Source organism: Actinomyces sp. ph3 (assembly GCF_000308055.1).
Taxonomy (GTDB): Bacteria; Actinomycetota; Actinomycetes; order Actinomycetales; family Actinomycetaceae; genus Pauljensenia.
Map to the genome: position 1 here is coordinate 105,071 of NZ_CAGY01000002.1, position 14,095 is coordinate 119,165.

General features: G+C 57.2%; 6 protein-coding genes and 2 tRNA genes. 4 read left to right on the forward strand and 4 right to left on the reverse strand.

Features of this window, described 5'->3' with window-relative positions; translation table 11 throughout:
* Positions 1-7: 7 nt before the first annotated feature.
* From HGAS_RS04015 to pgm, 4 genes are all read right to left on the reverse strand, one after another.
* Positions 8-1,429, reverse strand: a complete 1,422-nt coding sequence (locus HGAS_RS04015) for a multicopper oxidase domain-containing protein (RefSeq protein ID WP_019126590.1) — start codon at positions 1,427-1,429, stop codon at positions 8-10.
* The gene (locus tag HGAS_RS04020) at positions 1,426-2,802 is read right to left on the reverse strand and encodes a hypothetical protein (RefSeq protein ID WP_019126591.1); all 1,377 of its coding nucleotides are present in this window, start codon (positions 2,800-2,802) and stop codon (positions 1,426-1,428) included. The genes HGAS_RS04015 and HGAS_RS04020 overlap by 4 nt, the downstream gene beginning before the upstream one ends.
* Positions 2,795-4,012, reverse strand: coding sequence for a hypothetical protein (locus HGAS_RS04025; RefSeq protein WP_019126592.1), 1,218 nt, complete (start codon positions 4,010-4,012; stop codon positions 2,795-2,797). Before HGAS_RS04025 ends, HGAS_RS04020 begins: the two co-directional genes overlap by 8 nt.
* Before the next feature lie 153 nt (positions 4,013-4,165).
* Entirely contained in the window at positions 4,166-5,839 is a 1,674-nt protein-coding gene (pgm, locus tag HGAS_RS04030) for a phosphoglucomutase (alpha-D-glucose-1,6-bisphosphate-dependent) (protein ID WP_019126593.1), read from the reverse strand.
* 176 nt (positions 5,840-6,015) lie between these two features.
* On the opposite strand from pgm, the gene HGAS_RS04035 reads away from it, so the two are divergent.
* The 4 genes from HGAS_RS04035 (at position 6,016) to HGAS_RS04050 (ending at position 13,813) form a co-directional block, all read left to right on the forward strand.
* Entirely contained in the window at positions 6,016-7,380 is a 1,365-nt protein-coding gene (locus HGAS_RS04035; protein WP_019126594.1) for an AGE family epimerase/isomerase, read from the forward strand.
* Positions 7,381-7,456: 76 nt separating this feature from the next.
* A tRNA-Ser gene (locus HGAS_RS04040) sits at positions 7,457-7,543 on the forward strand.
* Between the two features lie 76 nt (positions 7,544-7,619).
* Positions 7,620-7,708 (forward strand) — tRNA-Ser (locus tag HGAS_RS04045).
* 201 nt (positions 7,709-7,909) lie between these two features.
* Positions 7,910-13,813, forward strand: a complete 5,904-nt coding sequence (locus tag HGAS_RS04050; RefSeq protein ID WP_019126595.1) for an SdrD B-like domain-containing protein — start codon at positions 7,910-7,912, stop codon at positions 13,811-13,813.
* Positions 13,814-14,095: the final 282 nt, after the last annotated feature.

Genomic DNA, 14,095 nt, shown 5'->3' on the forward strand with positions numbered 1-14,095 from the left:
AAGTGGGTTAGTTCGTCACTTCAATCTTTCCGTGGGCCCCGGCCTCGGCAAGGCTCATGATGTGATTAACGAAGGTGTAGGTCCCCGGCTCTTTGAAGGAAAGCTCAACGAAACCACCCTGCGCGGGAAGCATGGGGAAGGTCTGAGATCCCCCTCCCCCACGGCTAATGGCATTGCCTCCGTCGATCAGGGTGTAGCCGCCTTCATCCCAGACGGTATCGAATTGCCCACCAACGATGTGGAAGGACATGGCGGTATTCGGACCCGAATCCATCAGCCAGAAACGCACGCGTTCGCCGACCTTCACTTTGAGGGGGTGCGCATCGTACTGGAAAGGACGCCCATTGAATGCCTGCAGGTCAGGCATCATCGAGGCGATCTTCGTCGCGCTTGCAGTACCGCCGTTATCTCCCAGATACAGCTCGGTCGCAACCATCGCGTACTCGTGATCCACTGGGCGCAGATCGCTGGGGTCAATAATCACCGCGCCGGTCATGCCGTTAGTAATGTGCATGGACATGGGGTGCGTCGAGCAGTGGTACATCCAGATACCGGCAGCCTTAGCTGTGAAGGTGTATTCCAGCGTCTGACCGGGATCGATGGTCTTCATGGCCTCATCCGGCGCGATATCGCCCGCATGAAAGTCCAGAGAATGCCCCATGGTTCCTTCGTTTTTGAGGGTGATATGGAAGGTATCGCCAATCTTTCCACGAAGGGTGGGAGCAGGAGTGTTCCCGTTGAAAGTCCAAACCGTCCGGCTAACATCATCGCTTAAGTTCTGCACGATATCGTCGCGGGCAACCAGGGTGTAGTAGTGGTCTTTTTCTTCCGAGGCCGGTGCAACTTCAGCGGGATAGGGATCGACTTTCGCCGCGTAGGCTCGCAGTTGGTCTGCAGTTGGGATTCCCATCCCCGTTGCAACCTCGTGGTTGTGGGAGCCGCTGCCAGAGTGCGATCCTGCCGAGGCAGAGCCGCCCGATGCGCCATCAGCGACAATGCTGAGCGTCATTCCCATTTCGCGGTGTCCCGGCAGTGAGCACCAGCCTTCGGTATCTGAAGTGATGACCCCAGCGTCAAGTTCCGTGCTTGCTCCGGGGGCCAGAGATCCAGTTGTTTGCCCATTGGCCAGGACCAAATCGTGGCGTTGTTCAGCCGTATTCGTAAAAGTAATGTGCAGTCGGTTTCCCACAGGAACGTGAATAACAGAGGGGGTGAAAGACATACCTTGGACACCGATTTCCACGTGGGTAGTTTCGCCGGTTTCTTTCACCTGAGTTGACGAGGCCGCGCTTGAGGTGTTCCCAACCGCTGAGTTTTGCGTTGCGTTACTTCCGCCAGCTAGGACACTGGCAAGAACAAGGGCGACAACAGCGCCAAGGCCAGTGAAGACCATTGCTGCCCGCGAGGGCCCGGTGGTTTCTTCGCTCATTGAACCTGCCTACTTTCACTCATTTCTTTGATGCGTTCTCGACGCGCTCGTGCTTGATTTTTTCCCGCGCGCGCAAACATCACGATGTCAATTACGAAGGTCATGATCACGACCAGCCAAAGCGCGTATCGAAGAGTAGTAACCGCTGTGCTTGCGGCAGCACAGAAAAGGACAACTTGGAGGAACAGAGCTCCGTTTCTCAGCGCCACGCGCAGTGCGAACTGCCAGTCAAGAATTGCGATACCAATTCTGACAACCGAAGGACCGCCTCCGATGACAACTGGCATCAGATAGCTCAGCGCTCCCCCAAAGAGCTGGGCGAAGCCGCCCGCTCCAATAATCGGAAGCCACATCATGGTCAGTACCCGTATCTGGCTCGGGGTACTGACAAAAAGCGCCATGATTCCCAAGAACAGAATGCCTAGAGCAATCCATCCCAATCCGATCAGGAATGACCACGCGGAATACTCTTGAGGTTTCTTTGCTGCTAAAACACGAACATAAGGGATAAGAATCCCCATAATCCCACAGGTTGCCGCACCTAAAATTCCGGCACCGACCAGGGGCATAACTCCTAAGAGAGCCCCACACACCGCGATCAGCAAACTGACGCACCAAGGCGGAAGAACTTTAATCCCCCAGGAAACCGCATCGGGAGACATCCGTGTACGCAAGATTGTCGGCCCCAAGGTAATCGCAGTGCCACCAATGCTCAACCCCAGCCAGCCACCGACGCCACTGAGAGCGTGTGCAAAGGTCAGACGATCACGCATCGCTAGGAAAGCCTCGGGAATCGAGGAAGAAAACATTGTGGTGGTGACGAAACCGGCAAGAAGTGCGGTGAGCACAAAGAATGCTGCCGCGCACACGTAGTAGCGCACAACAACGACAAAGCGCGAGGCCAAACGCTCGCGAAGAACCGACAGCATAGCGGCTCCATGCCAGGCAGCAATTACCGCAATGCCCGTTGCCGCGAGGATAGTTCCGATGAACCAGCCAAGCCACATCGAAACTAAGAGCAATGCAAAACACGCATTGAAGCTCAGCATCCGACGCAGGTTGTCCGAGTGGGCTCTGCGGTCATCGGCTGCCAGACGTGCAAGGGAGCGGGCAAAGAACCATGACCATTGGAAAATTCCGTTGCTTAAGACGCCTAATGTCACCAGATGGATCATGGTCCACAGGGGCTGCGGCATGTGGCGGTGAAGGAAGAGGGTCACTACTGCCATAAGAACCGCGATGATCATCCACGTGGTTCCCAAGCGATCGATACGCATTCGGGAGGGGCGTCCGGACCCCGGGGCGCCGGTGGGAGCACCTGCCGGTCCCGCACCGATACTCAGTCCCGCCTTGGGAGAAGAAATCTCAGGCATGGGTGCTCCGTCCACGTCGCGTGTTCACAATTGTCACGCTCGCAGTTGTAACGACGAAGAGAAGGAAAGCACAGACTCCCAGCGCTCCGCCAAAACGCCAGGGAAGTGCGGCCTCGCGGGCGCCAGAAAGGAAACGAATCAGCAAGCTGAGGTGGAAAAGAACCAGAGGGACCCACATCGAGAAGTGGTAGGGAACCTCGCGACGAATCACCGAGGGGATAATAACCGGTGCGTGCGCAATGACCATGGAGACTGCGAAGCCAATCGTCAGGGCATGAACAATCGCATCGTAGCCATAGCCGGAAAAGGTCGGGGGCGCGGTAATCCACAAAGCGGCCGGGAGCATCACCCATCCGTATCCCGCGAGCATAGCGACCGCGGAAAGACGCGGAATTCCAGGGATATTGATGGTTTTACGAGCGACGTCGTGATACCCCATATCGATTGCAAGCGCCGCAAGTGAGATTCCTAAAAGCGGGTAGGCGACAAGGGGGACAATCAGCGTCAGTGCCAAGGAAATGAGCAGAGCCCCGACCCAGACCAAAATTCGCTTCTCGGTTGCCTCATTGAAAGCAAGCCGCGCCAATTCCAAGCGCTCGCCAACGATCGTCAAAAGCAAGAAGAAGAGCCACCACGGCATGATGAGTGCGACTTCTAAACCTCGCATCCACAAAAGAATCCCGCACAAGCCGACACATGCACCGATCAATTGGATGAGGACCGCGTACGAAGCTTGACGCTTTTTCCACACATGCCGGTAAATCATGACCAGGGTGATCATGGAGATTGTCCACAGGACTGCCGGAAGCATTCGCTGGGATTGATATCCGGGAAGAACCCTGCTCAGGTAGGCAGGAAGTGGTGCTGTAGCAAGGAAATGAGTAATCGTACGGCTCTGAGAGATGACGATCGCCGCAATTCCCGCGAGCGCCGAGGTAGCCGGGGAAAGGTACGCCCAGCGAGAATTAATTGCTACCGAGCGTTCTAGACAGATCGCTGTTCCCAAGAAGCCATAGACCATGAGGATTCCGTGAATCGTCCCCAAGTCCGTGGAGTTCAAGGGAGCAAGAGCTCCCAAGCGAACAAGAGCCGCATCGAGCCCCGCAAGAAGTGCAATAGCCGCACCCATGAGCAGAATCATTCGAGGCCACGGAAAAGGAGGACGCGCAGGACTTGAGCTATCTGCGCGGTCGTGTGCCTTCTCCGCCATTTTTACCGGGCCTCTCCTGCTTTAATGAAGTCTCTTCAAAGGTACCGGTCAGAAGGATCTTTTTCCACCAAAGCAGCAGACCCGAAGGTGAATAGCAGTGGGGTGCGGCGCCGCAACGCGACCCCGCACCCCACATTGGTTTCACAGAGGAACTCAGCCCTTCAAGGCCTCGCTCACCAATTGCTTCGCCGCTTCCTGAACCTGAGCAAGGTGCTCGGCTCCACGGAAGGACTCCGCATAGATCTTGTAGACGTCCTCGGTGCCCGAGGGACGAGCCGCGAACCACGCGACATCGGTCGTCACCTTCAGGCCGCCGATCGCAGCGTCGTTACCCGGAGCGCGAACGAGCTTTGCGGTGATGGGATCACCTGCCAGCTCGGTTGCGGAGACATCCTCGGGAGACAAAGCAGCGAGCTTCGCCTTTTCTTCACGGTTCGCGGGCGCATCGATACGCGCATAAGCCGAGGCGCCGAAGCGTTCGACCTGTTCTTCGTGCAGCTGCGAGGGGGTCTTACCGGTAACGGCCAGAATCTCAGAGGCGAGCAGCGCCAAGATGATTCCATCCTTATCGGTGGACCACACAGTGCCGTCCTTGCGCAGGAAGGAGGCTCCTGCGCTTTCCTCACCGCCGAAACCAAGCTCAGCGCTGACCAAACCTGGAACGAAGTACTTGAAGCCCACGGGGACCTCAACCAGTTTGCGGCCAATCGAATCAGCAACGCGATCGATGAGTGCCGAAGACACCAGGGTCTTACCGACCGCCGCATCTGCGGGCCAGTTCGGGCGGTGCGTGAAGAGGTACTCGATCGCAACAGCCAGGTAGTGGTTCGGGTTCATCAAACCGTCGGGGGTCACGATTCCGTGACGGTCCGAGTCGGCATCGTTACCGGTCGCAATGTCGTAGGGAGTATTCCCGTTCTCATCCGGAGTCATCGCATCGCGAAGAGAAGCCATTGCATAGGGAGAGGAGCAATCCATACGGATCTTTCCATCCCAGTCCAGGGTCATGAAGGACCATGCGGGGTCAACCTTGGGGTTCACAACGGTCAGCTCCAAGCCGTAGCGCTCGGCAATTGCGCCCCAGTAGTCCACCGATGCTCCGCCCAGCGGATCGGCGCCAATGCGCACTCCGGCCTCGCGAATCGCATCAATATCGATGACCTGGTCAAGCTGATCAACGTAGTAGGCCAAGTAATCGAAGCGATGGATACTGGGGTGATCCAGCAGATCCGAACCCAGCACGCGATCAACACTGCGCCAACCCTTTTCGAGGATTTCGTTGGCACGCTTAGCAATCCACGAGGTCGCGTCAGAGTCCGCGGGACCACCGTGAGGCGGGTTGTACTTGAATCCACCGTCACGAGGCGGGTTATGGCTGGGGGTGACGACGATACCGTCGGCCAGACCTTCCCCTGTCGTGCGCAGGTGCTTGGGTGCACCGTTTGCACCGAGAATCGCAACAGAAACCGCGGGGGTCGGAGTGTAGGAACCACGTGCGTCGATGCGAACATCAACGTTATTTGCGGCCAAGACTTCCAAGGCGGTGCGCCATGCGGGTTCGCTGAGCGCGTGAGTGTCGCGGCCAATGAAGAGTGGGCCGTTGAAACCCTGCTCGGCTCGGTAGTCGACAATCGCTTGGGTAATCGCAACGATGTGTGCTTCATTGAACTTGCCATCGAATGCGCTACCGCGGTGACCGGAGGTACCAAAAGACACCCGTTGATCGGGGTTTGAGGGGTCCGGCTCAATGTCGTAATACGCAGAAATCAGCGCATCAATATCTGTAAGGTCTTCGGGAAGGGCAACAGTGCCAGCTCTTTCATGCATGCTTTCAGTCTGCAATGTTTCCCTAAACCGTGCAAGGCATTTCACGATAAGGGACAGATTCACTTCCCAAACAGATTCGCCTGCTCACGCGCTTTAGTCCCTTGCGTTAAACTCAATGTGAATGTCGCCCCGGCAACGACGCAGCGCGACATTCATGGAAGACAAAGGAGAACCCCATGGGCTGGTTGGATTCGATCGAGCACAATCGCTGGCTGTCAGCACAGCTTCAAGCACTGATCGCAGAAGCAAAAGTTAGTACGACACCTTCGGGGTTTAGTGAAGGCCCAGACGGCGAGGAACCCAGCGAACGCGATCAATTCACACTCAGCGCTCGAATGCTCCACGCTTTTTCCTTGGGAACACTTCTTGGTCTTCCCGGTTCACGACGCTATGCCGACCACGCAACTAAGACCCTTCGCCGCATCATCCACGACCATCTTCAAAAGCTTCCCGAAGCGACCGCCACCGACGATCCGGAAACCATTAATTCCGATGAATACAAGGCTGAGGTGCGCAGCGGGGAGATCGACTACCAGCTTGATAACGCGCTGCTCATCAGCGCGAGTGCGGCCGCGGCGGTTGCCAATCGCCCCAGTGCCCACGAGCTTCTCCTTGAGGCCCTCCACGAGCAAGAGCGCCGCTGGCTTGCCCCCAACGGGCTGGTCTACGGAGCTATCGCCTCGGGAAGCACGCAGCACAAGGCACCGATCATTTCCCTTGGAACCCTGGCCTCGACCGCCGAGGCGTACCTAGCCGCCGCCGAGGCGACCGCCGACCCCGTATGGATCGACCGAGCCGAATCCATCACCCGAGCGGTCGTGCAGATGGGAAGCGAGGCCTCGTGGAGGGTGGGCGAATACATCGATATCGAAGAGCTCTCCCCTGTTTCCCAAACCGAGGCCGATTGGTCGAAGAAATGGGAGCACTGGTCTGCAACTCCGGTGCTTGAAGGCGTGCAGATCGGGAGTTTGCTGCGTTGGTCACGCCTATGCATTCAGGTTCGCGCAGCCCTGAGGTCCCTGGGACGTAAGAGCGATGACGCGCTTCTCGAAGCCGGTCAAGATTTCTTCGAACGAGCACGCGTTGATGGATGGCGCAAGAAGGGCTACGCGGGATTCGTGACCTCGGTGGGCTTCGAGCATCACGAGGCCGAAATTCTGGACGACCGCCACTTCATGTGGGTCGCCTGCGAAGGCGTCTGCGCTGCGGTATCACTGGCACGAGCGCTGCGCGATGACGGTGCCAGCGAAGGTGAAGTCGAGCACTACGAACACTGTTATCGCTCATGGTTGGACTTCATTAACGATGAGCTTATTGTCCAGCCCGGACAATGGTTGCATGCCTTGTCCTTTGACAATGAGCGGATTGAAGATTCGAGGCCTCGCAGCGGGGATATTGCCTGGGCAATTCAGTGCGTTTTGGTTGGCCGAGTGCCAATGTGGCCTCCGTTTGCTTCCGCGATTTCCCGAGGCCTATTGGACCATCCGGAAGAGGCACCAGCTGACCGCCGTTCGTGGGTTCCTTTCCGTCGCCACCGCTGAGAAATAAAGGGATCGAGAGCATATTCGGGACGACGAATGTGCGAATAGATCAAGATCCGCTATGATTGGCGGGTCTGGAGGGCTGACCGAGTGGCCGAAGGTGACGGTCTTGAAAACCGTTGTGTCAGCAATGGCACCAGGGGTTCGAATCCCTTGCCCTCCGCTGTACCGGCAATGCTGAGCGTCCCAGCGTGCGCATTTCGCACGCGGAGGGAAAATGTCTTAGAGTAGTCGGCACTGGAGACGTCGCATAGTCCGGTCGAGTGCGCCTCCCTGCTAAGGAGGTAGGGGTTCACGCCCCTCGCGGGTTCAAATCCCGCCGTCTCCGCAAACAGCCCCCGGGATCTTAATGGATTCCGGGGGTTTTGCTATACCCAGAACATGCAGCATACAAATGCCTATCAGTCAACCACTTTTTTGAAAGAAATAGTTTGAAATGACTAATTCCACAACTGATTGCCCGCTGTTTTCAAAGAATGTAGATTAGATACTGAATCCCTATAAATTGTGCGATTGAGAGAGATTTTCGATGTCACATCCCAAACTCTTAAAAACGCGCGCGCGAGCGGCGGGTGTTGCAACTCTTGCAGCAGCCTCGCTTCTGTTGACTTCCTTCACTCCGTTTAACGGTAGTGTCGCGGCAGACAACAACAGCGCAAGCGAAACCAGCCAGGCCGCCTCAGCCTCGGGAACAGAGAATGCTAGCGACGCTAGCACCTCCGCATCCGAGCAGACGGCAGCCTCCAACACTGAGACCCCTGTAGCAGGTGGAACTGAGGCAAACGCCTCGGACACCTCCGCTCAGGACGCAGCTACTTCTGCAGAGGCCAACCAGCCTCGTTCACGTCGTGCACGTGCGACCAGCTCGAAGCCGGCAACTCTGGCAATGACTGTCACGAACGACAGTTCTACCCTTGCAATTCGCGACAAGCAGATCACGACGATCAACTACGCATGTTCGTCGGTGACCACTCCCTGTGAAGGCGCTGCCATTGAGGTACTGCTTCCTGCACCCGTTACCCCCGCGGGTACGGCGCTGACAGACAAGCTCTACACTGCAGTCGCAGTCACCGGTTCGACGGTTCTTCGCACCGAGCAGACCACTGTCGCAGGCAACCCAAGGATGAAGCGACTTCTCTTCCCTCTACAGAAGTCGATCCCCGCGGGTACCTCGGACCGTATCCAGATCACCTGGACCTACGACGGTAACGATGCGCCGAACAACTCAACGACCACCCAACAGGTGAACTTCACGGCTCTCAACGCTGACTCTATCGATGACTCAAAGACCACCAAGTGGACCGCGGACACCGATATCGCCATCGAGAAGAGCGGTGCGACAAACCCGAATGGCTACCCTGCTGTCGGCGGGGAAACGACCTATAAACTGCGTTATGGCTACCAGCAGATCGACCAAACCAACCCCAATAAAGTTGGTATCCGTTGGATTGGTTCCGCACTGAAGAATGGCGTCCTCGGCACCAACTTCGTGCAGGTCCAGGACATTAAGGTCGTCGATCCGCTTCCTGCAAAGGCAGTATTCGTCTCCGCTACCAACGGCGGCGTTTACGATGCAGCAACCCACACTGTTACTTGGTCCTATGACAAGTGGGGATGGCAAAACCCCATCGAGTCCCTCGTTACCGTGAAGTACCCCGAAGGTTCGGTAACGACGGCCGACACGGTCACAAATAAGGCCACCATCACAGCTGCGGTTCAGAATGACCCCACAACCGTCATGACGAAGAGCTCTGAAATCACCCATGGTTTCGCCATTCGTAAGCCTGGTGGTCGAGTCGTCAAGGCCGGCAACGACTGGCAGTACCAGGTTCGCAAGGGCCTCACTCCATGGCGCCTCGGTGCTGCCAACACCGGCAATACGACGACACACGTTCACTTCGATGACACCCTGCCGTGCACATGGTCCACTCAGGACGCAAAGGCTGCAGGTGGCAACTGTGACCAACCGACCATGGTGAGCCCGTACCGCTTCACCATCTTCGGCAAGTCTGGCTATGAAGATAAGGGCGGCTGGACTTTCGAATACTGGACCAACAAGGGTAATCACGTTGTCGCCAACTACACCGAGACGGCGAACATCACCCTTCCCGATGGCGAGTGGATCACCCGTTTCACCATCGATTCGGATATCGCACCACAAACCGAAGCATCCGTGTGGTTCCAAGGCACGATTCCCGATTCCCTCCCCAAGACGGAACCCTCGGATTTCGCCAGCCACTACAACCCGGTCGCTCCGCCTGAGAAGTACTTCAACTATGTGGCTTCTCCGGACTACGTCCGCTTCCAGAACTGTGCAACCGGCACTCTGACGGATAAGGACACCGGCGCAGTCCTCGCTTCCAGCGATGACCTGTGCTCCTGGATGCGCGTGCGTGACGACTTCCCCAGCGTGGCAGTAGCTAAGGTCATCAGGACGAATCCCGTAGTCGTCGGGAAGAAAGCATCTTTCGGTGTCAACGGCACTGCTCGCACTGCTGCTCAAGGCGGCAAACCCACACCGTTTACCATTGCAGATCTTCTTCCTGAAGGCTTCGACATCGACGATGCGTCTCAGGTCAGCATCTTTCCTGGTTCACCTCTGACCAACCCTGATGGAAGCAAGTACGACCTCAGCAAGGTCCAGATCGAGATCACGAAGAACTACAACGGTACCGGACGCACCCTGCTCCGCATGATCGTCCCCGACCCGGTTGAGGGATCGCTTTACACAAGTTTCGACACGACTGTGAAGAGCACCGCACCTGCTGGACAAACCGTAAACCAGGCAATGACGTACATGCCCGGTGACGGTGCCAAGGACGTTGCTGTAGACAAGAGCCTGCGCAACACGAACTACTGCTCCAGCGGTCGAGACAAAGACACCTTCGACGTCAATGGCAATGGTTCAACTGAGGATTATCTCTGTTCCGCCAATGCCAACTTCAACGTTGCGACCACCCCCGCAATGAACATCACGAAGGAAGTCAAGGGCAATAAGGACGCCGATTTCGTTCCTGCCGGTGAGGTCGCAAAGATCGATCCGGGTTCGGATGGCGCATACCGTTTCACCATTTCAAACGCTGGCAACACTCCCCTGACGAAGGTTGTCGCCTACGACATTCTTCCTCACGTGGGCGACAAGGGCGTGGGTCCCGCCTCTTCTCAGGCGCGCGGCTCCCACTGGCAGCCTTTCTTGAACTCGACCAACTGGACCTTCCAGTCGATCAAGGAAAAGTCGGGCCAGGACCCCGAGATCAGCGAAATTCCCGCCTCGGATATCACGATCCAGTACACGACCGTTGAGAATCCCTGCCGCGGCGAGGTTATGAGCGTCGGTGGCGCAATGAATGATGGCCCTGCGGGATGCACACCCAACGCGTGGGGAGCAGCACCTGCCGACCTGAAGACCGTTAAGGGCTTCCGCCTGGTCATGAACCGCGATATTGAGGTCGGCGAAAAGATCCAGTTCGTGGCAACCATGACCTCTCCGGTCAACGCGAACCTGATTGCTTGGAACTCCGTTGCAATGGCTGGCGGCGTGACCGAAAACGGTAAGGTCTCCTACCTGCAGCCGAACGAAGCACCCAAGGTCGGCATCAACGTCTCCACTGACGTTGAGGTCAACAAGTCGGTTTCCCGCGTCAAGATGAACGGCACCGAAGTTGCCCGCGATGCCAACGGTATCCCGGAGACCATCGAGTCGACGGATCCCGTCATGCCTGGCGACTACATGCTCTACAAGGTCAGCTTGAAGAACAACGGTCCGGCTGTTGCCTCGGGTATGAACGTCGCAGACGTGCTTCCCTCCGGCGTGGAATTCATCTCCTCCGAAACGCGTATCTGCCAGACCAGCGGAGATGTTCCCTGTGTCAATGGAACGGTTGCAGCCGACCCTGGCTACCATGTTCTTGACCCCGAGTGGATGGCTATGGAGTCGGGCAAGCTCGACGTCAACCTCCACGTTGGCGGAGTGGAAACCCTCTACGTGCTCGTGCAGGTCCAAGAGGGCACCGAAGGTAAGACCCTCACAAACACGGCAACCTTGGGCGATTATGACCAGGTTGATTCGAACAAGGACAACAACACCTCGAGTGCTTCCTTCACTGTGGGCGGCTCCATTTCGGGAACCATCTACAACGACAAGGATGCCTCGTGGACGAACGATACAGATACCGATAAACCTTTCGAGGGTGTGACGGTTCGTCTCCTCGACGCAGATGGAAACCCTGTGAAGGATTCCACCGGCGCAGAGATCACCACCAAGACCGATGCCAACGGTAACTACACCTTCAACCGCCTGCCCTTGGGTGACTACAAGGTTGAGGTTGTTCCTGACCAAGCAACTGTCGACGGAAAGAACGTAAAACTCTCCGACTACAAGCAGACCTACGGTTACGAGACCTCAACCAGCCGCACCGATGCCGGGAAGGGCAAGCTCACGACCCCGGCAATCTCGCTGACTGCCTCCAAGGCAAACGTCACGAAGGTTGATTTCGGCTTTGTGAAACCTGCTGCGGTTGGTAACTACGTATGGTTCGATGCCAACAAGAACGGCATCCAGGATGCTGATGAATATGGCGTTCCAGGCGCGCGTATTTCTCTGGTTGACGCCCTTGATAGGCCGGTTCTCGATGCGAACGGAAATCCCGTCAAGCCCGTCCTAAGTGATGAAAACGGCCTTTACAAGTTCGAGAACTTGCTTCCGAACACGGAGGGTGACAAGGGTAGCAAGAGCTACACCGTGCGCCTCTGGCCTCCCGATTCATACGGGGTAACTGTGACGAACGCGGGTACTGACACGGATAAGGACTCCAACGGTCCTGTACCAAAGATCACTCTGACTGAGGGTCAGGAAGACATGAGCATCGATCTCGGTCTGGTCGCTAGCGGCTACATCGGTGACACCATCTTCTGGGATATAGACAACACTGGCGGTTTCAATCCCACGGAGCACGACAAGGAGCTGGCAGGTGTCATTGTCAAGCTGACTTTCAAGACCCCTGCAGGTGTTGAAAAGACGCTGACGACCACCACTGATGCAAATGGTAGGTACTCCTTCGAGGATCTGGCCCCCGGTGACTACACCGTCTCCGTGGATCGCGATTCGCTGATGGCAGCCTGCCCTGATTGCATTGCTCAGAGCTACGCGCCTTCCGGCAACATGAAGGCATCGGCGAACCAGACGCTCTCCTTGACCTCTAATGTCACACTTCGTCGCGGTTCGATGTCCAATGACTCGCAGGACTGGGCATTCACCGGTTTGGCTGACACCGCCATCAAGAAGGCGATCACCGATCCCGCTGAAGTCGACCAGGCAACCTTCGAGTTCGCTCCCGGTAAGGTCATCACCTACACCCTGACCGTCACCAACAACGGTCCGAGTGCAGCAACCGGTGTCAAGGCCGCCGATCAGCTCCCCGCGGGCGTTGAGTTCGTCAAGGCTGAAGGCGATGGCTCCTACGATTCGGCAACCGGCAAATGGGATCTGTCCGAAGAGACCATTGCCAAGGGCGACGTAAAGACCATGAAGATCACCGTGAAGATCACCGGTGAAGGTGCAGGCACGCTCATCACGAACGTTGCACGCATCACCCACCAGGATCAGGCCGGTGACGACCCGACGAACAACGAATCCTCGGCTTCCTTCAAGGGCGGCTTCAACATCGGTGGAACACTCTTCCGTGACTCCGATGCAAGCTACTCCAAGAGCGATACCGAAGACCGCTTCTCGGGCGTGACCATCGCTCTGCTCGATGCTGACGGCAACCCCATCCTCGACAAGGATGGCAAGCCCGTCACCACCGTGACCGATGCCGACGGAAACTACCAGTTCACTGGTCTTCCCAAGGGCACCTACCGCGTGAGCATCGTCGACCCGAACGCGGGCGACCTGGCTGGCCTCACCAACACCCAGGCCTACAAGGGCCGCGGCGCAACCCTGGCAACGGTAACCATCTCCGATGCCTCGGTTCAGGGTGTGGACTTCGGCTTCGTGAAGCCGGCGACCATCGGTGACCGCGTGTGGAACGATCAGGACCACAACGGTGTTGACAACGGCGAACCCGGCGTCCCCGGTGTCACCGTGATCCTCAAGGATGCATCTGGCAACGAAGTTGCTCGCACGACGACCGACGCAAACGGTAACTACCGCTTCGAGGGACTCCTCCCCGGCACCTACAGTGTGTCGATTGAGGTTCCCGCCGGTTACGAGGCAGTGGCAACCTCCAAGGATGTCACCGTGGCAGAGGGCGAAGTCAACCTTGATATGGACTTCCCGCTCGCCCAGATCCCGGCCGCCCCGTCACCTTCGAAGCCCGCGAAGTCGATTCTGGCGAAGACCGGTTCAGATGCGCAGTGGATCGCCATCCTCACCTCCATGCTGCTGGCAGCAGGTGTTGGGGCTGTCGGTGCCGCTCGCAAGCGCCGCGACTGATCACATAACGCGAATGCGCTTCTAAGCGCAAAGCACAGGCCGGGCCCCGATTTTCATCGGGGCCCGGCCCTTTTGTATGGCTTATCAGTTAACGCGGTGGTTTAGATCGTGGAGGCATGCGTTAGCTCTCCCCTTCCTGCTTTGGCTCACTCACCCACCGCCTTAGAACAGCAATAGACCCGGAATGGGTGAGCCAAAACAGGAGGGAGGACTAAATGGGTGACGATTGACAGTCGGCACATAATGCGCTGGCCCCTCGAGAGACAGGGAGAAGAGCGCATC

Coding starts and splice junctions, on each gene's coding strand:
- HGAS_RS04025 (WP_019126592.1), bottom strand. CDS start 4,012: ATGGCGGAGAAGGCACACGACCGCGCAGATAGCTCAAGTCCTGCGCGT.
- HGAS_RS04015 (WP_019126590.1), bottom strand. CDS start 1,429: ATGAGCGAAGAAACCACCGGGCCCTCGCGGGCAGCAATGGTCTTCACT.
- HGAS_RS04020 (WP_019126591.1), bottom strand. CDS start 2,802: ATGCCTGAGATTTCTTCTCCCAAGGCGGGACTGAGTATCGGTGCGGGA.
- pgm (WP_019126593.1), bottom strand. CDS start 5,839: ATGCATGAAAGAGCTGGCACTGTTGCCCTTCCCGAAGACCTTACAGAT.
- HGAS_RS04050 (WP_019126595.1), top strand. CDS start 7,910: ATGTCACATCCCAAACTCTTAAAAACGCGCGCGCGAGCGGCGGGTGTT.
- HGAS_RS04035 (WP_019126594.1), top strand. CDS start 6,016: ATGGGCTGGTTGGATTCGATCGAGCACAATCGCTGGCTGTCAGCACAG.